The sequence below is a fragment of the Kitasatospora sp. NPDC048407 genome (assembly GCF_043200475.1).
Lineage (GTDB): Bacteria > Actinomycetota > Actinomycetes > Streptomycetales > Streptomycetaceae > Kitasatospora.
This window is the reverse complement of the sequence record NZ_JBICXW010000005.1, coordinates 89,152-108,523: the sequence shown is the minus strand read 5'-3', so window position 1 is coordinate 108,523 and position 19,372 is coordinate 89,152. Positions and strand designations below refer to the sequence as shown.

The window sequence follows — 19,372 nt, the reverse complement described above, 5'->3', positions numbered from 1 at the left end:
GGGAAGCAGACGAAGGGTCGGTTCATGGATCTCACCGGACGCACCATGGTCATCACCGGCGCGGGCCGCGGCACCGGCCGGGCACTCGCCATCCGGGCCGGGCGGCTGGGGGCGCGGGTCCTGGTCTCGGCACGGGAGCTGGACGCGGCCCGGCGGACGGCCGACGAGATCACCGCCGACAGCGGCGCGCAGGCGGAGGGCCTGGCCTGCAACCTGTCCGACCCCGCCTCGGTGCGGGCCTTCGCCGCCGAGGTCGCGTCCCGCACCGACCGGGTCGACGTACTGGTCAACAACGGGGCCCGCTACCTGCACGGCGCCGACCTGCTGGGCGCCGACGACGACGCGATCGTCGACACCATCGCCTCCGGAGCCACCGGCACCGTCCTGGTCACCCGTCACCTGCTGCCGCTGCTGCGCGCCTCGGCCGCCGCCGACGTGGTCAACCTGGTCTCCTCGGTCGGCGAACTGCGCAACCACCGCTCCGACTCGCACCCCGCCTACTACGCGGCGAAGGCCGCCCAGTCCGGCTTCTCCGACGTACTCTCCGCCCGCCTGCGCCCCGAGAACATCCGGGTGATCGCGCTCTACCCCCCGGACTTCGACGACGCCGACCCCCTCGCCCCCAGCTGGGACACCACCCCCCGCACCGCCGCCGACCCCCTCACCACCCAGTCCGTCACGGACTGCGTCCTGTTCGCCATCTCCCAGCCCCGCGACTGCTTCATCCGCACCTTCCGGTTCGAACAGCTGTAGCGCCGGGGGTCACCGACGGCCGATCAGCTGCCGGTGCAGGTCCTGCGTCCCTTCGGGGAGGTCGTCCGGTGCGAACCACCGGGCCTCCAGGATCTCGAACGGGTCCACCCCGATCCGGCCGCTGACGTAGAGACGGCGTCGCCCCCCCAGGGCGCCAAATTTCAACTGGCCCAGGGGCTCACTCCTCGACGTAGTGGACGGTCTGCATCATGCCGAGGTCCTCGTGGTGGAGCTGGTGGCAGTGGGCGACGGCGTGGCCGGTGAAGTCGGCGTATCTGACCAGGAAGGTGACGGACGCTCCGGGGGTGCCGCCGGCCAGGCCGACGGTGTCGTGCCAGACCGGGGGGTCGAGGCGTTCGCCGTTGCGGTGGGTGACGAGGAATTGGTTGGTGTGCAGGTGGAAGGGGTGGCCGTGGGACGGCAGGGTCTCGTCGGTGCGGACGGTCCAGCGTTCGATGTCGCCCAGGCGCAGGGTGTGGTTGACGTAGTCGGGGTCGAAGCGGCCGTAGGCGGGGTCGCGGGTGAGGTCGCCGTCGGGGTCGTCGGGGGGCGTGGCGTTGCTGCCGAGCATGCGGTAGGCATTGGGGAACGCGCCGGGGAAGACCTGCGGGTCGACGTGGAGGAGCACTTCGCGGTCGGCGTCGGGGTTGACGATGTCCCTCTCGTCGAGGAACGGCCGGCCGGGCGGCAGTGAGTCCGGCAGGTCCATCGGCGGTTCGACGGGCTCGTCCGCGACCTCGATCGTCATCAGCGGGTCGGGCACCCCTTCGGCCCGCAGCTCGTACCGGCCGGGCCGGCCGCCCCGGACCAGGACGTCGGCGCGGTTGCCCATGGCCAGGTTCACCTGCGGCTGGGCGACGGGCCTGGCGAAGCTGATGCCGTCCTGCGCGATCTGGTGCATCGTCAGGTCTTCGCACTCCCCGGCGATCCGCAGGCGCAGGGCGGTGAAGGCGGTCGCGGCGACCAGCCGCCAGCGCTGGACCTCGCCCGGGCGCAGGGTGAGGGTGGGGTTGACCGTGCCGTTGACGGCGAAGGTGGACGGGACGTCGTTCACCCAGCCGCCCGAGGTGAAGGCGGGGACTTCGCCGTCCTCGAACTTGAGCTCGTTGATGCAGACGACGATGTCGTCGGCCGCCTCGATCTCCGGCACCTCGTCGATGTCGCCCTCGACGATGATCACCCCGGCCATTCCTCCGACGATCTGTTCGGCGGTGGATCCGTGCAGGTGGGGGTGGTACCAGTAGGTGCCGGCGGGGTGGTCGGCCGGGATGTGGATGGTGGTCGTGTACCGCGGCTCGGGAAGGCCGTAGGCCACTGCGGCGGCGGTGCGCGGCGCGAACTCGCGCTGGATGTTGTCGGCGTGCCCGGACGGGGAGACGTGCATCCCGTGGGTGTGCAGGTTGAAGCTGTTGGTGCGGTGCGGCGTGTTGTGGTCGCCGTGGAAGGGCCGGTTGGGCGGCAGGCCGTTGATGTGCGTCAGCCGCAGGGTGTCGCCGCCGCGCACGCGCAGGGTCGGCCCGGGGATCGTCCCGTTGTAGGTGCGGGTGGTGACCTGGCCGTAGCCCGGCACCTCGATGTCCGTGAAGCGGACGTCCAGGGTCTGTTGGACGAGCCGCGGCGCCGAGCCGGTCCCCGGGGCCGTCGCTTCCGGCTGCGGGAAGCGCGCCGGTGCCGCCGCCGTCGCGCGCTGTGCGGTCAGGATCCCGTTGGACGCCGCGGCGAGGCCGGCAACGGCTTTGAGGACCAGGCGTCGGCTGATCCAGCGATTCTCTGCCATAAACGGGCAATTTAGGTCAAACGGTCAAAATCGCTCCGACGGCGCACCGGATCGGTCAAAGGTCCCACTTTCCCGAATATCGTACGAGTGTTCGAACGGGGCGTACGCTGGCAGCATGACGTACCAGCTGCAGGGTTCGCTGTTCGACACCGGCGGCCCGGAGGCGGAGCCCGCGCTCGGCCCGCTCGCCGGAATCGAACGGACGGTACTGGGCCACGGGGCCTGGATCGACGTGCTGCCCGGCTGGCTGAACGGCGCCGACGCGCTGTTCGAACGGCTGGTGGACGGGGTGCCCTGGCGGGCGGAACGGCGCGAAATGTACGAACGAGTGGTGGACGTCCCCCGGCTGCTGGCCTTCTACCCCGAGGGCGCCACGCTGCCCGACCCCGTCCTGACCGAGGCCCGGGACGCGCTCGGCGCCCACTACCGGGCGGAACTCGGCGAACCGTTCGCCACCGCCGGACTCTGCCTCTACCGCGACGGCCGGGACAGCGTCGCCTGGCACGGCGACCGGATCGGCCGCGGCGACCGCGAGGACACCATGGTCGCCATCCTCTCGATCGGCCAGGCCCGCCCCCTGCTGCTGCGCCCGCTGGCCGGCGGCGGCCCGACGGTGCGCCGCTCGCTCGGCCACGGCGACCTGCTGGTGATGGGCGGCTCCTGCCAGCGCACCTGGGAACACGCCATCCCGAAGAGCGCCGGCGCGGTCGGCCCCCGGATCAGCATCCAGTTCCGCCCGCGCGGCGTCCGCTGAATCTCGGCGGGACTCGGCGGGACTCGGCCGAACTCGGCCGAACTCTGGCGCGAACGGTCACCGAGGGTCGTCGCGCGGGTGTTTCTGCAGGTCAGTCAGATTCCCGGACTTGAATATTTGCGAACGAGTGTTCGATGCTGGAGTCGTGCACATGTTCGAACCAGAATCGATCGACCCGTCCGGGACGGGCGCTTTCGCCCACTTTGCCCCCGCCGGGACGGCCGACCCTGTCCGGACACTCGAACGCGATCGAACGGTCGTCGTCCCGCTGCGGCCCGGCATCGCCCCCGCCCCGCCACTGCCGACCGTCGCCGAACCCGAACTGCTGCCCGTCCTCCCCGCACTCGCCCCACTGCTCCCCGGCGGCGGACTGCGCCCCGGCACCGCCGTCTCCGTCACCGGCGACACCGGACTGCTGCTCGCCCTCGGCGCCGGCGCCTTCACCGAACAGACCGGCGACACCGCCTGGGCCGCCGCCGTCGGACTCCCCGAACTCGGCCTGTCCGCCGCCGCCGGCTACGGCTACGACCTGCGCCGCCTGCTGCTCGCCGACCACCCCGGACCGCACTGGCCCGACGTGGTCGCCGCCCTCGCCGGCGCCGTCGGCCTGATCCTGCTGCGCCCCACCGGCCCGGTCGCCCCCACCCTCGCCGCCCGCCTCACCGCCGTCCTGCGCCGCACCCGCTGCGCCCTGCTGGTCGCCGGCCCCTGGCCCGGCGCCACCCAGCGCCTCAGCATTCGCACCGGCCGCTGGTTCGGCCTCGGCGACGGCCACGGCCAACTCACCGGCCGCCAGGTCGAAGCCGTCGCCGAGGGCCGCGGCACCGCCACCCGCCCCCGCACCGCCCACCTCTGGCTCCCCGACGCAACGGGCGCCGCCCGCGCCTTCGCCCCCGCCGAACCGGCCCTCACCCGGCCCGCTTTGGAGGCGGTCTGAGATGCGCAACCCTTCGGCTCCACGCCAACGGCCTTCGCCCCGCCCGGCAACTGCGGGGTCCCCGTCGCCTGCGCCGTCGCCGTTCGGTTGCGGCGATGGCGGCTTGCGGTGCCGGCGTTTTCGTCGGATGCCGGGGGTGGACGGATTCGCCGTGGGCGGTCGGGGCGGTCGTCACGTCGAAGTGCTGTCCGAGCAGGTCACCGACACCACCCCGCCGCCCCGGCTCTCCGCTGCGCACACGCGCTTCCGGCCCCGGCCCGCGGTTCCCGTCGCGGCCTCCCGCCCCGGCCGAGTTGCCCGGTTGCCCGGTTGCCCGGTTGCCCGGTTGTTCGAGTGGGTCGGCGACGGCGTTCTCGCCGTTCCGGCCTGTCGTCGCCACCGCGGCGGCCTCTCGGCTCGGGAGGTGTCCCTGAGCGTCTGCCGATCCCGTCCCCCCCTTCTCCCACCGAACCTCTCCGAGTGACCAGCCATGAAGCACCCCAATCCGATTCGTAAGCCGGCGTCGTCCGTGAGCCGTGGTGGCGGCGGGCCGTTGTGGGGTACCGCCCGGGCGGGGGACGGGGGTGCGGGGTGGGGGCCGGCGGGGCAGCGGGTGCTGGTGGTGTGGTGTCCGGACTGGCCGCTGGTGGCGACCGCGCCGGTGGGTGGGGACGCGGGGGCGGTGGCGGTGGTGGAGGGCGGCCGGGTGCTGGCGTCCTCGGACGCGGCCCGGGCGGCGGGGGTCCGTCGTGGGCAGCCGTTGCGGTTGGCGCAGCGGTTCTGCCCGGAGTTGCGGCTGCGGGAGCGGGACGAGGAGGCGGAGGCGCGCCGGTTCGAGCCGGTGGTCGCGGCGGTGGAGGCGTTCACGCCGCGGGTGGAGGTGCTCCGGCCGGGGCTGTGCGCGATTCCGGTGAAGGGCCCGGCCCGGTACTTCGGCGGTGAGGAGGCGCTCACGGTCGGGATCCGGGACGCGGTCGCCACCGTCCTGGCCGAGACCTGGCCGGGCGCCGCGCCGGAGGAGCCCGCCGACGAGCTGACCGAGGAGACCGAACCGGCGTGGGTGGACGAGGTGTTCGCCGAGCATGAGGCCGCCGGACGACCCCCGCTCACCGTGATCGACGGCGGCTCCGCCGAGCCCGCCCCGCCGCACGGCCCCACCCCGCTCGCCCTGGTGGCCCCCGCCCATCCGGAACCGAAGCCGGAACCGAAGCCGGAGCCCGCGCCGACCCCCGAGCCCGAGCCGGAACCGTCGCCCGAACCCCCGCGAGGGCTGCTCGGTGTCGCCGACGGCCTGTTCGCCGCCGTGCTGGCGGCCCGCGCCGAGCTGCTGGTGCCGGCGGGGCGGACGCCGGAGTTCCTCGCGCCGTACCCGGTGTCGACGCTGGGCGAGCCGGAGCTGGCGGAACTGCTGCACCGGCTGGGCGTGGAGACGGTGGGGGCGTTCGCGGAGCTGGCGGCGGACCTGGTGGCGAACCGGTTCGGCCCGACCGGGAGCGCCGCGCACCGGCAGGCCCGCGGGCTGGACCCGCGCCCGCTGGCGCCCAAGGACCAGGGCCTGGACCTCGCGGTCGAGCAACTCTTCGATCCGCCGGAGGAGTTGGCGGAGCCCCTGGTGTTCGTCGGCCGCGCCCTCGCGGAGCGCCTGCACGCCCGGCTGGCCGAGGTCGGACTGGCCTGCCAGCGGGTGGCGGTCGAGGTGTCCTGCGAGGGCGGCCGCACCGTCGCCCGGCTGTGGCAGCACGAAGGGCGGCTGACGGCGGCGGCCCTCGCCGAGCGGATCCGCTGGCAGTTGAACGCCTGGCAGTCCACCGGCACGTTCACCGACGCGGACGGCGCGTTCACCGCGCTGCGCCTCGTCCCGGACGGCCTGTTCCCGGACCAGGGACGGCAGTTGGCGCTGTGGGGCGAGGCGGTCGCGGAGGACCGGGTGGAGCGGGCGGTGGCCCGGGTGCAGTCGCTGCTGGGCTACGCGGGGCTACGGCGCGGCGCCCCCGAGGGAGGCCGGGCCCCCGGCGAGCAGCAGGCGCGACTGCCGTGGGACGAGGCCGAACTCCGCCGGAACGACAGAGCGGACGGCCCCTGGCCGGGCCGGCTCACCGACCCGTCGCCGTCCGTGGTGCCGCCCGACCCGGTTCCGGTGCTGGTGCTGGACCGCGACGGGCAGCCCGTCGCGGTGGACGGCCGCGCCGAGGTGTCCGCCCCGCCGGACCGGGTCGAACTGCACGGCCGCACCCTCGAAGTGCTCGGCTGGACCGGCCCGTGGCCGGCCGTCGAACGCTGGTGGGACCCGCGCACTGCCCGCCGCCGGGCCAGGTTCCAGGTCGCGGTGGAGGGCGGCCGCGCCCTGCTGCTCACCGTGGAGGGCGGCCGCTGGTACGTCGAAGGAGCATACGACTGAACGAAGTTGACGAACCATCAGATCGAGCGCAGAAGGGGGAGCGCCCGCACCGACCACCCCGAGACCGGAGCACCACCCGCGATGGGATTCACCAGCCACCCCTCGCTCCCCTGGACGGAGCTGCAACGCCGGATGTCCGGCGCGGCCACCGCTGTCCCGCATACCCGCGAGGAGCCCGAACGCCCCCGGCCCGCGCCGCCGAAGGACGCCGTCCCGTGGGCCGAACTGCACGTCCACTCGGCGTTCAGCTTCCTCGACGGCGCCAGCGACCCGGAGCAACTGCTCGACGAGGCAGTCGCGTTGGGCATCGAGACGGTGGCGATCACCGACCACGACGGGTTCTACGGGGCGGTCCGGCTGGCCGAGGCCGCCAAGGGCACCGGCATCCGCACCGTGTTCGGCGCCGAACTCACCCTCGGCCCGGACGACCACCTGCTGGTGCTGGCCCGCGACCCGGAGGGCTACCGGCGGCTGTCCGCCGCGATCAGCGCCGCCCAACTGCGCGGCGGCGCCAAGAACAACCCGCGCTACGCGTTCGAGGAACTCGCCGACGCCCACCACGGCCACTGGGCGGTGCTCTCCGGCTGTCGTCGCGGCCGGGTCCGGCACGCCCTGGAGACCGCCGGCGAAGAGGAAGCCGAACGCCAACTCCGTTCCCTGGAAGAGGCGTTCGGGCCGGGCAACGTGTACGTCGAACTGACCGACCACCGAATGCCCGGCGACGACCTGCGCAACGACCGCCTCGCCGCTCTCGCCGCCCGCACCACGCTGCCGCTGATCGCCACCAACAACGTCCACCACGCCGCACCCGCGCAGGGACGGCTCGCCCAGACCCTGGCCGCCCTGCACGAACGCCGCACCCTGGAACAGGCCGCCCCGTACACCATGGCCGCCGGCACCGCGCACCTGCGCTCCGGCCGCGAGATGGCGAACCGGCTGCGGAGGTTCCCCGGCGTCCAGCAGGCCACCGTCGACCTCGCCCGGGCCTGCGCCTTCGACTTCTCCACCCTCGACCCGCAACTGCCCGGTTACCCCGTCCCCGACGGCCACACCGAGAGCAGCCATCTGCGCGCCCTGGTCGCCGAGGCCGGACCGCGGCGCTTCGGCCCCGACAACGACCCGGCCCGCCGCCAACTCGCCCGCGAACTCGACGTGATCGAGACCCGCGACCTCGCCGGGTACTTCCTGATCGTCCATGACATCGTCGACTTCTGCCGCCGCGAGAACATCTGGTGCCAGGGCCGCGGCTCCGCCGCCAACTCCGCCGTCTGCTACGCCCTCGGCATCACCGCCGTCGACCCCATCGCCTACGGCCTGCTGTTCGAACGATTCCTCAGCGTGGCCCGCGACGGGCCGCCCGACATCGACCTCGACATCGAGAACCGCCGCCGCGAGGAGGTCATCCAGTACGTGTACGGGCGCTACGGCCGCGCCCACGCCGCCCAGGTCGCCAACGTCATCACCTACCGGCCCCGGCTCGCACTGCGCGACGCCGCCCGGGCGCTCGGCTACCCGTCCGAGCAGGTGGACGCCTTCACCCGGCAGGTGGAGTTCCACGGCACCGTCCAGGACGACGCCGTCATCCCCGCCGACGTCCTCGACCTCGGCAGCCAACTCCACGGTCTGCCACGCCACTTGGGCATCCACTCCGGCGGCATGGTGCTCACCCGGGAACCCGTCGGCGAGATCTGCCCCACCGAATGGGCCCGGATGCCCGGCCGCTCCGTCCTGCAATGGGACAAGGACTCCACCGCCGGCGCCGGACTCGTCAAGATCGACCTGCTCGGCCTCGGCATGCTCGCCGCCCTGCACGACGCCTGCGACCTGATCGAACAGCACTACGGCGAACGGCTCGACCTCGCCACCATCCCCCAACACGACCCCAAGGTCTACGAGATGCTCTGCCGGGCCGACACCGTCGGCGTGTTCCAGGTCGAGTCGCGCGCCCAGATGGCCACCCTGCCCCGGCTCAAGCCCAAGCACTTCTACGACCTGGTGGTCGAGGTCGCGCTCATCCGCCCCGGCCCGATCCAGGGCGGCTCCGTCCACCCCTACCTGCGCCGCCGCGACGGCGTCGAACCCGTCGACATCCCGCACCCCAGCATGGAACGCGCCCTCGCCAAGACCCTCGGCGTCCCGCTGTTCCAGGAACAGATGATGCAACTCGCCATCGACTGCGCCGGATTCACCCCCGACGAGGCCGACCGGCTCCGGCAGGCGATGGGCGCCAAACGCTCCCTGGAACGCGTCGCCGTGCTGCGCACCCGCCTGCTGGAAGGCATGGCCGAACGCGGAATCCCCGCGGAGACCGCCGAGGACGTCTACACCAAGATCGAGGCCTTCTCCAGCTACGGCTTCCCCGAGTCGCACGCGATCAGCTTCGCCTACCTGGTGTGGGCCAGCGCCTGGCTCAAGTACCACCACCCGGCGGCGTTCACCTGCGCACTGCTCGCCAACCAGCCGATGGGCTTCTACTCCCCGCTCAGCCTGATCACCGACGTCCGCCGCCACGGCGTCCGGGTGCGCGCCGTGGACGTCGCGGTCAGCGACCCCGGCCCCACCCTGGAACCCGGGCGGCACCCGTCCTACCCGCATCCCCTCACGGCCGGGACCCCGCAGGCCGCGATCCGGCTCGGCCTCACCTCGGTCCGCGGCCTCGGCCAGGCCCAGGCCGAGACCATCGCCGCCGGGCGCCCCTACACCGACCTGGAGGACTTCGCCCGCCGCACCGCCCTGCCCCGCACCGTCATGGAGGCCCTCGCCACCGCCGGCGCGTTCTCCTGCTTCGGCCTCGGCCGCCGCCAGGCCCTCTGGTCGGCCGGCCTGTACGCCGCCGCCGACCCCGACTCACTGCCCGGTACCCTCCCCGGCGCCGACGCCCCACCGCTGCCCGCGATGACCCCCGTCGAGGAGACCATCGCCGACCTCTGGGCCACCGGCAGCTCCGCCACCAGCCACCCCGTCCAACACCTGCGCGAAGCCCTGCACCGCTCCGGCGCCGTCACCGCCGCCCAACTCCAGCACGTCCCACCCGGCACCCCCGTCGTCATCGGCGCCCTGGTCACCCACCGCCAACGCCCACCCACCGCCGGCGGCGTCCTCTTCCTCAGCCTGGAGGACGAGACCGGCCTGATCAACGTCATCTGCAACCGCCCGGTCTGGGAGGCCCACCGCCGCACCGTCCTGGAACGCGCCGGCCTGCTCATCCACGGCACCATCGAACGCACCCACGGCGCGACCAATCTGATCGCGACGCGCATCTCGCCGCTGCGGCTCGGTATTTGACGAGTCGGTGGCGGTTTGCCGGACGGGCCACGGAAAGCGCTTGCCAGGGCCGGTACGGTGTCTCCGATCAAGAAGGGGGACCCCATGTCCAGACGCCTCGCCACCGCTCTCGTCCTCGCCGCAGCCACCCTTGCCGCGACCGGCTGCAGCACCGATTCGAAGCAGGCCGCCGCGCCCGCCGCCGGCGCCACCACGCCGGCCGGCGCCTCCGCATCCACTTCCGAAGGTCCCGGCCCCGCCTGCAGCGCCGCACCCAGCCCCACCGAGAGCTGGATGGGCGGCTGGGAGGGCCCGCTGCCGGACGAGATCCGCTGCCTGCCGCACATCGAGCACGGCACCTACTCCCACATACCTCCTGCGGCGGATGTCTACGAGGGCGGCACGAACGCCGTCTCGGTCACCGTCACGTCCGAGACCACCCGCGATCAGGCCCTGGCCGTGTGTCTGCGCATCACCGAACTCGGCTACGGCCTCGGCGGCCCACACCAGGTTTCGATGCTCCAGGTCAGCGGGGCCAATGGCCACTACATGTCGATACCCGGTCAGGAGCCCTGCTACAAGGTCCACTGACCGGCATCGCGGTCAGTGGCGGCGCAGCGGCTTCCGCCCCTCCCCGGGCGGCCCCGCGAACGCCTGGGCGCGGGGGAGCCAGGCGTTCGCGGTGTCGCCCTCGACAGTCAGGGCGAGGTCGTCGGGGTGGCGGCGCTGAGTGACCAGCAGGCAGAAATCCAGCGCCGGGCCGGACACCCGGTCGGCGGCGTTCTCCTCGCCCCAGGCCCACAATTCGCCGCCGGGGGAGCGGAGTTCGAACCGGATCGGGGCGGTCGGCGCGGGCAGACCGTGGGCGGCGAACGCGAAACCGACGGTGCGGACGCCCAGATGCGCGATGTGCCGCAGGCGGTCGGTGGGGGTGCGGTCCGCGCCGAGCGCGTCCGCGACGTCCTGCCCGTGCGCCCAGGTCTCCATCAACCGGGCCGTCAGCATCGACCGGGCCTTCATCGGCGGCCCGAACCACGGCAGCCGCACGTCCGCCGGTACCTCCGCGAGCACCCGGGCCACCTCGGCCCGGCCCGCGCGCCAGCGTCTCAGCAGCGCGGCCGGCTCCTCGCCGACACCCTCGGCCGCCCCCTGGTCCACCGCCGCCATCCCGTCCGCGAACTCCCGCTCCAGCGCGGCCGCGAACCCCTTCGGGTCCCGCGCCGCGAGCAGCGTCCACCGGTCCGTCCACGCCAGGTGCGAGATCTGGTGCGCCACCGTCCACCCAGCCGCCGGTGTTCCCACTTCCCAACCGGCCGCCCTCAACTCCGCCACCAGGGAGTCCAGTTCCGCTCCCTCGGCCATCAGATCCGCCACCAGCCCGTCCACCCGCCACCCCTCTCGCCGTCCGATGCCCACACTCCTACCCCGCCACCCCCCACCGCACCGGCCCCGCGCAGCGGGTGGGCTTCGGCGTCGGCAGTCGGGCACGGGCGGGGCCTGCCGGCGGCTCCTCGTTGCGGGGTCCGCGTGCAACTCGGCGCACCGGCCCCCATGCGCGTCGCCCGCGGCCCTGCGGGCGCGACGGACTCCCGCTCCCGGCCCCGCGCAGCGGCCCGGACCCCCGTTTCCGGCCCCGTGCAGTGGTTTGCGTCCCCGCTCCCGGCCCGGGGCAGTGGCCCGCACCCCCGTTCCCGGCCCCGTGCAGTGGTTTGCGCCCCCGTTTCCGCCCCCGCGCAGCGGTCCGCACCCCCGTTCCCGGCCCCGCGCAGTGGCCCGCACCCCCGTTTCCGCCCCCGCGCAGTGGTCCGCACCCCCGTTCCCGGCCCCGCGCAGTGGCCCGCACCCCCGTTCCCGGCCCCGCGCAGTGGTCCGCACCCCCGTTCCCGGCCCCGCGCAGTGGTCCGCACCCCCGTTCCCGGCCCCGCGCAGCGGTTTGCGTCCCCGCTCCCGGCCCCGCGCAGTGGTCCGCACCCCCGTTCCCGGCCCCGCGCAGCGGTTTGCGTCCCCGCTCCCGGCCCGCACCCCCGTTCCCGGCCCCGCGCAGCGGTTTGCGCAGCGGGTTTCGTTGCCGGGCCGGTGGCCGGCGCCGTGGTCTGATGAAGGGTCGGGCTGGTGGAGCGGGAGGCTGGTCGGGTATGCGGGTGGTGGTGGTCGGGGCCAATGGGGAGATCGGTCGGTGCGTGGTGACCGAGGCGCTGGCGCGGGGGCATCAGGTGACGGCGGTGGTGCGGCGGCCGGAGGAGTACCAGGGGCTGGCGATCAGTGTGGAGCGCGGGGACGTGCTGGACCCGGCGGACGTGGCGCGGGTCGCGGCGGGAGCTGACGTACTGGTGAGCGCGGTCGGCGGCGGGGACGGCCCGGGCCGCGGCCGACTGATCGAGCCGGCCGCGCACGCGCTCGTCGCCGGCCTGCGTCAACTCGCCGACCAGGCGCCGAGGTTGCTGGTGGTCGGCAGTGCCGGCAGCCTGACCACCCCGTCCGGCACCCGCCTGTGGGACGACCCGTCCGTGTCACCGCGCCAACTGGAGGTGATGCGGGCACACGGCCGCGCCCTGGAGTACCTGCGTACCGTCAGCGACCTGGACTGGACGGTACTCAGCCCGCCCCAGAGCCTGCTGCCCGGCGAGCGCACCGGCGTCTACCGCACCGCCACCGACGACCTGGTCGCCACCCCGGACGGCCTGTCCACCATCTCCCTCGCAGACCTCGCGACCGCCCTGGTGGACGAACTGGAATCGCCCCGGCACCACGGCGAACGCTTCACCTGCGGCTACTGAGGGCCGGGCAGCAGCGGGGCGGAGCCGACGCAGGGGCTGGGCCGCGGCCCGAATTCGTCCGCCGCCGTCCGCTCCGCCGCCACCTGGACCACCAGTCCGACCGCGGCCAGCGGTATTACCAGCCACAGCATCGGATGCCCGCGACTCGGCCGAGGACCCCGTCGGCGCATGACCACGACCAGCTGGACCAAGCCCCAGATGGTCCCCACCGCGCTCAGCACCAGCCCCACCACGGCGAGCACCATCACGTACTGCGGCACCCCGGGCCCGTCCAGGCAGCGCCGGGCCAGGTCCGTCACCTCGGCGTCGGCAGGGAACACCACCGCAGTGCACGCCCAACCGACGACCACGGCCACCAGAACGTAACGGGCCCGGAACCACCACGCCCGGTCATCGATCACGCTGAACCCCCTCCGGCGGGTCATCCTGCCAGAGGGCCGGAGGGGGCGGCGGGCGGTCAGCCGAGTTGGATCGAGCGCTTGGCGAGGCCCATCCAGAAGCCGTCGATGACGCTGCGCTGGTCGCCGAGGTCGGCCTCGCCTGCGCCGAGGGTGACGAAGAGGGGGGCGAAGTGTTCGGTGCGGGGGTGGGCGAGGCGTCCGGCGGGGGCCTTGTGTTCGAAGTCGAGGAGGGCGTCGAGGTCGCGGGCCTCGAGGGCGCGGCGGCCCCAGTCGTCGAACTCGGCCATCACGGAGCTGATGCGGCCGTCGGGGGAGAGGGCGCGCAGGTTGTGGGTGAAGAAGCCGGAGCCGACGATCAGGACGCCCTCGTCACGCAGCGGAGCGAGCTTGCGGCCGATCGCCAGCAGTTCCTGCGGGTCGAGGGTGGGCAGCGAGATCTGCAGGACGGGGATGTCGGCGCCGGGGTACATCTCGACCAGCGGGACGTACGCGCCGTGGTCGAGGCCGCGGTCCGGCACGTCCTGCACGGGGGTGCCGGCGGTGCGCAGCAACTTGCGGACGGAGTCGGCGAGTTGGGGTGCGCCGGGGGCGGCGTACCGCACCTGGTAGTAGTGCTCGGGGAAGCCCCAGAAGTCGTACACCAAGGGGATGGTCCGCACGGCGCCGATCGCCAGCGGTGCCTCCTCCCAGTGCGCGGAGACCATCAGGATCGCCTTGGGGCGGGGCAGGTCGGCGGACCAGGCGGCGAGCTGGCCGGGCCAGATCGGGTCGTCGGCGAGCGGGGGCGCGCCGTGCGAGAGGTAGAGAGCGGGCATGCGCTCGGGGATGGCGGTGCTCATGGGTCCGTCCTCCTGGCTTGGACGCCTCGTGTGGTTCAAATTTGAACCGAACGCTTTCGACGGTACACCTGAGTTCAAATTTGAACAACCGGAGTAGGATGCGGGACATGGACGAACCCCGCTGGCTCGACGAGACCGAGATGGCCGCATGGCGCGGATTCGTCGAGGCCACGAACCTGGTCGCCCGCCGACTGGAGCGCCAGCTCAAGGACGACGCGGGGCTGTCGCACACCCAGTACGAGATCCTGGTGCAGCTGTCCGCCGTTCCCGGCGGCTCGCTGCGGATGACCGACCTGGCCGACCGGCTGGTCACCTCCAAGAGCGGCCTGACCTACCAGGTGACCCAGCTGGAGAAGGCCGGACTGGTCGGCCGCCGCTCCTGCGCCAGCGACGTGCGCGGCGTGTTCGCCGAACTCACCGAGCAGGGCCGGCAGGCGCTGCGGGCCGCCGCCCCGGGGCATCTCGCCGCCGTCCGCGAAACGCTGATCGACGTGCTCACCCCGGAGCAGCTGGCCGCGCTGGCCGACAGTCTCGGCACCGTCGCCGACCGCCTGCGCGCCGCCGACGCCTGAACCGTCCGTCCGGCCGCCGCCTGAACCGTCCGTCCCCGTTAAACCATGGCGGCGCGCACGCAGAGCACGTCCGGCAGGTGCGAGGTGAGCAGCGACCAGCTCTCGCCGCCGTCGGCGGAGCCGTACACCTCGCCGTTGCGGTTGCCGAAGTAGACGCCCGCCGGGTCGGCGTCGTCGGTGCACAGGGCGTCGCGCAGGACGACGCCGTAGTGGTTCTCGTGCGGCAGGCCGGTCTCCAGCGGTTGCCAGGTCTCGCCCGCGTCGGTGGTGCGGAAGACCCGGCAGCGGCGTTCCACCGGCAGGCGGGCGTAGTCGGCGTCCAGCGGGAACAGGTACGCGGTGCCCGAGGTGTGCGGGTGGGCGGCGACGCCGAAGCCGAAGTCTGCGGGCAGGTCTCCGGAGATCGACTCCCAGGTCCGGCCGGTGTCGTCGCTGCGGTACACCCCGCCGTGGTTCTGCAGATACAGCCGGTCGGGATCGGCCGCGTCCCGGGCCATCTTGTGCACGCACTGGCCGTACTCGGGGAAGCGGTCCGGCAGGAAGTCGGCCCGGATCCCGGTGTTGGACGGCTCCCAGCTGCGCCCGCCGTCGGTGGTGCGGTAGACGCCGCCGGAGGAGACCGCCACCGCCAGGACGTCCGCGTCGCGCGGGTCGGTGACCACGGTGTGCATGCCCTGGCCGCCGAAACCGGCGCCCCAGTGCTCGCGCTGCGGGTGGTCCCACAGGGCGTCGACCAGGGAGAACGACTCGCCGCCGTCGGTGGAGCGGAACAGCGCGGCCGGCTCGGTGCCCGCGTACACCACGCCCGGCGCCTCCTCGCCGGCCGGCTGCAACTGCCAGACCCGCTCCAGCGAGGCGCCCGTCCGTTCCGGGAAGCGCACCGCCGGCTTCGACGGCTCCTGCCAGCTCGCGCCGAGGTCGTCCGACCACCAGACCGACGGGCCCCAGTGGCTGCTGTCCGCTCCCACCAGCAGTCGGGTGCGCCCGCCCCGGCGGTCGATGCCCACCGAGTAGATCGCGTTCATCTGGAAGTGCGGGCCACTGAACTCCCACTTCTCACGGCCCGAACTGCGGCCCAGGAAAAGGCCCTTCTGCGTGCCGACGGCCAGCAGGACTTCCCGTACGTCGCTCATCGTGAACCATCCGGAACTCGGTTGTGCGCGGTCCCGCAGCAGTCTCCTCCGGGGGTCCGACAGTCGCACGGCAGCGCGCCGCGACCGCGGGGCGGGCGCGGCGGAATGCGGCGGGCGGCGGAATGGTTTATGATTCAACAACAGCCCGACGAAGGAGGACCCGATGGCATCCACGATCGACCTGCGCCGCGCCGACCAGCGCTTCCACACCCGCGCCGGCTGGCTGGACTCCAAGCACTCCTTCTCGTTCTCGCGCCACTGGGACCCGGCGAACACCCACTTCGGCCTGCTGCTGGTCTCCAACGACGACATCGTCGCCCCCGGCACCGGGTTCGAGACCCACCCGCACCGGGACATGGAGATCATCACCTGGGTGCTCGACGGCGGCCTGGTCCACCAGGACTCCGAAGGCCACAACGGCGTCATCTACCCGGGCCTCGCCCAGCGGATGAGCGCCGGCACCGGCATCCTGCACAGCGAGAAGAACGACTCCTGGACCATCACCGGCGAGCCGCAGCACCAGGACCCGGTGCGCTTCATCCAGATGTGGACCATCCCGGACGCCGCGGGCATCGACCCCGGCTACGAGCAGCTCGACATCAACGACCAGCTCGTTCAGGGCGGTTGGACCACCCTCGCGTCCGGCATGAGCAAGCACTCCAACCAGCGGGCGATCGGCATTCGGCAGAAGCACGCCGCGCTGCACGTCGCACGCATCCGCCCGAACGAGACGCTGGAACTCGCCACCGCCCCGTTCGTCCACCTCTACGTGGCGCGCGGCGAGGCCGCCGTCGAAGGCGCCGGACTGCTGCACGAGGGCGACGCCCTGCGCATCACCGGCGCCGAGGGCCAGCGGGTCACCGCCGGTCCGGACGGGGCCGAGCTCCTCCAGTGGGAGATGAACGCCACCCTCAACTGAGGCCACCGCAAGGCCCGTCGAGCGCTTTCGAGCGCCCGGCGGGCCTTTCGTGCTGTCCGGACGGCATTGTTCTCGCCTTGCCCGGGCTGCTGGGCTTCACGCGGGCAGCACGAAGGGGCGCCGGGAGATTCCCGGCGCCCCTTTCGTGGCGTCATGCCGTCAACCGACGTGCGGTGTACGTCAGTTCTGCTTGGCGTTCTGCGCCGCCACGCCGGCGTGCACCTCCGCCATGTCGAGCTTGCGGGCCTGGCCGATCAGGTCCTCCAGGGCCGCCTCCGGGAGCGCGCCCGGCTGGGCGAAGACCAGGACACCCTCGCGGATGATCGCCAGCGTCGGGATCGACCGGATCTCGAACGCCGCCGCGAGCTCCTGCTGCGCCTCGGTGTCGACCTTCGCGAAAGTGATGTCCGTGTGCTTCTCGGCAGCCCGCTCGAAGACCGGCGCGAACTGGCGGCAGGGACCGCACCAGGCCGCCCAGAAGTCGATCAGGACGAACCCCTTGCCGTCCTCACCCTGGACCACCTCGTCGAAGTTGTCCTTGGTCAGTTCCACCGTGCTCATCGCCGCCACCTGCCTTCCACAGCCGGGTCTTTCCCTAGCGGGCCCGCTCCCGGACCCACGCCCGCCTCAACCCTGCCACCTGCGGAACTATTCCGGGCGACCCGACTCCCGCTGAACGTTCAGGACCTGCCGTACGTACCCCCGGGCGAACCGGTCGAACCCCGGGGCCCGGCAATCCGGCGGCCCGGCCGACCGCACCCCTCCCGGACGGGAGCAAGCCAATGACCACCACCGGCCGAACGGCCCCCAGCGGCCGCCGCGTCACCATGCTCGCCGCCGGTGCCCTGGCCGCTGCCGCACTGATCGCCGGCTGCGGCAGCGGCGGCGGCGGCGGAAGTTCTTCCTCGACCATGCACTCCGGCAGTCAGACCCAGGCCACGACGCTGATGACCGAGCACAACGGCACCCTCGGCACCCTGGTCACCGACGGGCAGGGGTTCACCCTGTACCGCTTCGACCAGGACACCAACAACCCGTCGGCCACGCACTGCACCGGCGACTGCGCCACCCTCTGGCCGCCCGAACTCACCACCGGCAGCGGCGCGCCCGCCCTCAAGGGCATCGACGCCAAGCTGGTCTCCACCGTCACCCGCCCCGACGGCACTCATCAAGTCACCCTGAACGGCTGGCCGTTGTACCGCTACACCCCCGACACCAAGCCAGGCCAGACCAACGGCCAGGGCGTCGGCGGCACCTGGTGGGCGACCACCCCGACCGGCGACAAGGCGATGCCGATGGCCGGCTCGGGGCCGAGCATGCCGTCCGGCGGCGGGTACTGAACGGGCACCGGAATGGTGGCCGGAGCCGAGGGAGTGCGGCGCGGGCGCCCGCGCCGCACCCCTGGCACGGTTATCGACACCGGCCGGGCCGGACTTGAGAACCCCGGCCCGCCGCGCGCCCCGCACCGGCAGCCGCGCGCCCCGCACCCGCCGTCCCGGATCGACCCGCGGCCGCACCCGCGCGAGGATGGCGCCGTGGCCGAGCACCCCCGCACCACCGGTCACGACGGCGCCGCGACCGGCCGGACCCGTCCCACCGGTCCCGCCGCCGAGGACCGGCTGATGCGCGTCCTGTACCGCGAGCACGCGCGCCCGCTGTACGGGATGGTGCTGCACCTGGTCGGCGGCGACCGCCAGCGCGCCGAGGACGTCGTCCAGGAGACCCTGGTCCGCGCCTGGCGGCACCTGGACCGGCTCGACACCGACCACGGCAGCCTGCGACCCTGGCTGGCCACCGTCGCCCGGCGGATCGTCATCGACGGCCGGCGCGGCCAGAGCGCCCGGCCCCGCGAAGTCCCCGACGGCGAGCTGGAACGGATCCCCGCCGAGGACGAACTCGACCGTGTGCTGCGGCTGATGACACTCACCGACGCACTCGATTCGCTGTCCGAGGCGCACCGCGGCGCGATCACCGAGACGTATCTGCGCGGACGCACCGCCACCGAGGCCGCCGCCGTCCTGGGCGTCCCGCCCGGCACCGTCCGGTCCCGGCTCTACTACGCTCTGCGAGCCCTCCGGCTCGCCCTGGAGGAACGGGGAGTGACACCATGACCACCCCCGGCGCCCATGAGTACCCCGATCCGCACCAGGACCTCGCTGCCCACCTGCTCGGTGTGCTCGAACCCGAGCAGGAGGCCCGGTTCGCCGCCCACCTCGCGCACTGCCCGCGCTGCACCGCCGAGGCCGCCGAGCTCGGCCCCGTCACCGAGCTGCTGGCCGAACTCGCGCCCGCCGCGAGCCCGGAGCCGGTGGCCGTGGTCGCGGAGCCGGACGAGCCGCCGCCCGAGCTGCTGAACCGGCTGGCCGGGCAGGTGGTGGCCGAGCGGCGGCGTGCCCGGGTGCGGCGGCTGGTGCTGGCCGCGGTGGCGGCGATCCTCGCGCTGGGCGGCCCCGCAGTCACCTGGGCGCTCACCGAAGGACCTCAAGTCGCCGTCGCGGCCCAGCAGTTCAGCGCCACCGACGCGAACTCCGGGGTGTCCGCCACGGTCGGCGTCGACCCGGCCGCCTGGGGCAGCCGGGTCACCCTCGACCTCGGCCACCTGTCGGGCCCGCAGAGTTGCAGCCTGATCGCCGTCGGCACGGACGGATCCCACCAGACCGTGACCAGCTGGACCGTCCCCGCCACCGAGTACGGCGGCCACACCCGACTGCGCACCGGCGGCGGCACCGGGCTGGCCCCGTCGGCGATCGCCCGCTTCGAGGTGCACTCCGGCACGGCCGTCCTGGTCACCGTTCCCGTGCACCCCGCGCTGCCCGCCCAGCGGTGAGCACCCGAGCGCGGCACACTGGTTGATGAGGAGGCCACGCGG

At 73.5% G+C, this 19,372-nt stretch carries 18 protein-coding genes; 12 read left to right on the top strand and 6 right to left on the bottom strand.

Annotation, left to right across the window (positions count from 1 at the left end; genetic code table 11):
- Positions 1 to 24 precede the first annotated feature (24 nt).
- On the top strand, positions 25 to 753 hold the full coding sequence (locus ACGFWJ_RS12425; RefSeq protein ID WP_392948200.1) for an SDR family oxidoreductase: 729 nt from the start codon (positions 25 to 27) through the stop codon (positions 751 to 753).
- A gap of 178 nt (positions 754 to 931) precedes the next feature.
- On the opposite strand, the gene ACGFWJ_RS12420 is transcribed toward ACGFWJ_RS12425, so the two are convergent.
- Positions 932 to 2,530, bottom strand: a complete 1,599-nt coding sequence (locus ACGFWJ_RS12420; protein WP_392948197.1) for a multicopper oxidase family protein — start codon at positions 2,528 to 2,530, stop codon at positions 932 to 934.
- 115 nt (positions 2,531 to 2,645) lie between these two features.
- On the opposite strand from ACGFWJ_RS12420, the gene ACGFWJ_RS12415 reads away from it, so the two are divergent.
- The 5 genes from ACGFWJ_RS12415 (at position 2,646) to ACGFWJ_RS12395 (ending at position 10,453) form a co-directional block, all read left to right on the top strand.
- Positions 2,646 to 3,284 carry an alpha-ketoglutarate-dependent dioxygenase AlkB gene (locus tag ACGFWJ_RS12415; protein WP_387863598.1) on the top strand — a complete coding sequence of 213 codons (639 nt, stop codon included), beginning with the start codon at positions 2,646 to 2,648 and terminating at the stop codon, positions 3,282 to 3,284.
- Positions 3,285 to 3,435: 151 nt separating this feature from the next.
- On the top strand, positions 3,436 to 4,221 hold the full coding sequence (locus ACGFWJ_RS12410) for a hypothetical protein (protein WP_392948194.1): 786 nt from the start codon (positions 3,436 to 3,438) through the stop codon (positions 4,219 to 4,221).
- Between the two features lie 532 nt (positions 4,222 to 4,753).
- Positions 4,754 to 6,598: a hypothetical protein gene (locus tag ACGFWJ_RS12405; RefSeq protein WP_392948193.1), complete on the top strand. Its 1,845-nt coding sequence runs from the start codon at positions 4,754 to 4,756 to the stop codon at positions 6,596 to 6,598.
- A gap of 81 nt (positions 6,599 to 6,679) precedes the next feature.
- Positions 6,680 to 9,883, top strand: coding sequence for an error-prone DNA polymerase (locus tag ACGFWJ_RS12400; RefSeq protein ID WP_392948191.1), 3,204 nt, complete (start codon positions 6,680 to 6,682; stop codon positions 9,881 to 9,883).
- 84 nt (positions 9,884 to 9,967) lie between these two features.
- Positions 9,968 to 10,453, top strand: coding sequence for a hypothetical protein (locus ACGFWJ_RS12395; RefSeq protein WP_392948189.1), 486 nt, complete (start codon positions 9,968 to 9,970; stop codon positions 10,451 to 10,453).
- Positions 10,454 to 10,465: 12 nt separating this feature from the next.
- On the opposite strand, the gene ACGFWJ_RS12390 is transcribed toward ACGFWJ_RS12395, so the two are convergent.
- A complete protein-coding gene (locus ACGFWJ_RS12390; protein WP_392948186.1) occupies positions 10,466 to 11,248 on the bottom strand; it encodes a TIGR03084 family metal-binding protein in 783 nt (260 codons plus the stop codon).
- Positions 11,249 to 11,997: 749 nt separating this feature from the next.
- On the opposite strand from ACGFWJ_RS12390, the gene ACGFWJ_RS12385 reads away from it, so the two are divergent.
- On the top strand, positions 11,998 to 12,639 hold the full coding sequence (locus ACGFWJ_RS12385) for an NAD(P)-dependent oxidoreductase (protein WP_392948184.1): 642 nt from the start codon (positions 11,998 to 12,000) through the stop codon (positions 12,637 to 12,639).
- Here ACGFWJ_RS12385 and ACGFWJ_RS12380 read toward each other — a convergent pair.
- Complete coding sequence (locus ACGFWJ_RS12380) at positions 12,633 to 13,040, bottom strand: hypothetical protein (protein ID WP_392948182.1); 408 nt, start codon at positions 13,038 to 13,040, stop codon at positions 12,633 to 12,635. The two genes, ACGFWJ_RS12385 and ACGFWJ_RS12380, sit on opposite strands and share 7 nt — an antisense overlap.
- 56 nt (positions 13,041 to 13,096) lie before the next feature.
- Positions 13,097 to 13,879, bottom strand: coding sequence for a dioxygenase (locus ACGFWJ_RS12375; protein ID WP_392948179.1), 783 nt, complete (start codon positions 13,877 to 13,879; stop codon positions 13,097 to 13,099).
- Between the two features lie 107 nt (positions 13,880 to 13,986).
- Here ACGFWJ_RS12375 and ACGFWJ_RS12370 point away from each other — a divergent pair, with 107 nt between their 5' ends.
- Entirely contained in the window at positions 13,987 to 14,451 is a 465-nt protein-coding gene (locus ACGFWJ_RS12370; protein ID WP_392948177.1) for a MarR family winged helix-turn-helix transcriptional regulator, read from the top strand.
- A gap of 38 nt (positions 14,452 to 14,489) precedes the next feature.
- On the opposite strand, the gene ACGFWJ_RS12365 is transcribed toward ACGFWJ_RS12370, so the two are convergent.
- Positions 14,490 to 15,584, bottom strand: coding sequence for a WD40/YVTN/BNR-like repeat-containing protein (locus tag ACGFWJ_RS12365; RefSeq protein WP_392948175.1), 1,095 nt, complete (start codon positions 15,582 to 15,584; stop codon positions 14,490 to 14,492).
- Positions 15,585 to 15,747: 163 nt separating this feature from the next.
- Between ACGFWJ_RS12365 and ACGFWJ_RS12360 the strand changes: the two genes are divergently transcribed.
- On the top strand, positions 15,748 to 16,503 hold the full coding sequence (locus ACGFWJ_RS12360; protein ID WP_387863573.1) for a pirin family protein: 756 nt from the start codon (positions 15,748 to 15,750) through the stop codon (positions 16,501 to 16,503).
- A 180-nt stretch (positions 16,504 to 16,683) separates the two neighbouring features.
- On the opposite strand, the gene trxA is transcribed toward ACGFWJ_RS12360, so the two are convergent.
- A complete protein-coding gene (gene trxA / locus ACGFWJ_RS12355; protein ID WP_387645326.1) occupies positions 16,684 to 17,064 on the bottom strand; it encodes a thioredoxin in 381 nt (126 codons plus the stop codon).
- 221 nt (positions 17,065 to 17,285) lie between these two features.
- Here trxA and ACGFWJ_RS12350 point away from each other — a divergent pair, with 221 nt between their 5' ends.
- The 3 genes from ACGFWJ_RS12350 (at position 17,286) to ACGFWJ_RS12340 (ending at position 19,330) form a co-directional block, all read left to right on the top strand.
- A complete protein-coding gene (locus ACGFWJ_RS12350) occupies positions 17,286 to 17,843 on the top strand; it encodes a hypothetical protein (protein ID WP_392948172.1) in 558 nt (185 codons plus the stop codon).
- 282 nt (positions 17,844 to 18,125) lie between these two features.
- Positions 18,126 to 18,614, top strand: coding sequence for a sigma-70 family RNA polymerase sigma factor (locus tag ACGFWJ_RS12345; protein ID WP_392948718.1), 489 nt, complete (start codon positions 18,126 to 18,128; stop codon positions 18,612 to 18,614).
- A complete protein-coding gene (locus ACGFWJ_RS12340; RefSeq protein ID WP_392948169.1) occupies positions 18,611 to 19,330 on the top strand; it encodes an anti-sigma factor family protein in 720 nt (239 codons plus the stop codon). The genes ACGFWJ_RS12345 and ACGFWJ_RS12340 overlap by 4 nt, the downstream gene beginning before the upstream one ends.
- Positions 19,331 to 19,372: the final 42 nt, after the last annotated feature.

Bases quoted from the DNA above. Each gene is read 5' to 3' on its own strand.
- ACGFWJ_RS12415 (WP_387863598.1), top strand. From the start codon at position 2,646: ATGACGTACCAGCTGCAGGGTTCGCTGTTCGACACCGGCGGCCCGGAG.
- ACGFWJ_RS12395 (WP_392948189.1), top strand. From the start codon at position 9,968: ATGTCCAGACGCCTCGCCACCGCTCTCGTCCTCGCCGCAGCCACCCTT.
- ACGFWJ_RS12400 (WP_392948191.1), top strand. From the start codon at position 6,680: ATGGGATTCACCAGCCACCCCTCGCTCCCCTGGACGGAGCTGCAACGC.
- ACGFWJ_RS12375 (WP_392948179.1), bottom strand. From the start codon at position 13,879: ATGAGCACCGCCATCCCCGAGCGCATGCCCGCTCTCTACCTCTCGCAC.
- ACGFWJ_RS12385 (WP_392948184.1), top strand. From the start codon at position 11,998: ATGCGGGTGGTGGTGGTCGGGGCCAATGGGGAGATCGGTCGGTGCGTG.
- ACGFWJ_RS12345 (WP_392948718.1), top strand. From the start codon at position 18,126: ATGCGCGTCCTGTACCGCGAGCACGCGCGCCCGCTGTACGGGATGGTG.
- ACGFWJ_RS12420 (WP_392948197.1), bottom strand. From the start codon at position 2,530: ATGGCAGAGAATCGCTGGATCAGCCGACGCCTGGTCCTCAAAGCCGTT.
- ACGFWJ_RS12425 (WP_392948200.1), top strand. From the start codon at position 25: ATGGATCTCACCGGACGCACCATGGTCATCACCGGCGCGGGCCGCGGC.
- ACGFWJ_RS12350 (WP_392948172.1), top strand. From the start codon at position 17,286: ATGACCACCACCGGCCGAACGGCCCCCAGCGGCCGCCGCGTCACCATG.
- ACGFWJ_RS12340 (WP_392948169.1), top strand. From the start codon at position 18,611: ATGACCACCCCCGGCGCCCATGAGTACCCCGATCCGCACCAGGACCTC.
- ACGFWJ_RS12410 (WP_392948194.1), top strand. From the start codon at position 3,436: ATGTTCGAACCAGAATCGATCGACCCGTCCGGGACGGGCGCTTTCGCC.
- trxA (WP_387645326.1), bottom strand. From the start codon at position 17,064: ATGAGCACGGTGGAACTGACCAAGGACAACTTCGACGAGGTGGTCCAG.
- ACGFWJ_RS12360 (WP_387863573.1), top strand. From the start codon at position 15,748: ATGGCATCCACGATCGACCTGCGCCGCGCCGACCAGCGCTTCCACACC.
- ACGFWJ_RS12365 (WP_392948175.1), bottom strand. From the start codon at position 15,584: ATGAGCGACGTACGGGAAGTCCTGCTGGCCGTCGGCACGCAGAAGGGC.
- ACGFWJ_RS12370 (WP_392948177.1), top strand. From the start codon at position 13,987: ATGGACGAACCCCGCTGGCTCGACGAGACCGAGATGGCCGCATGGCGC.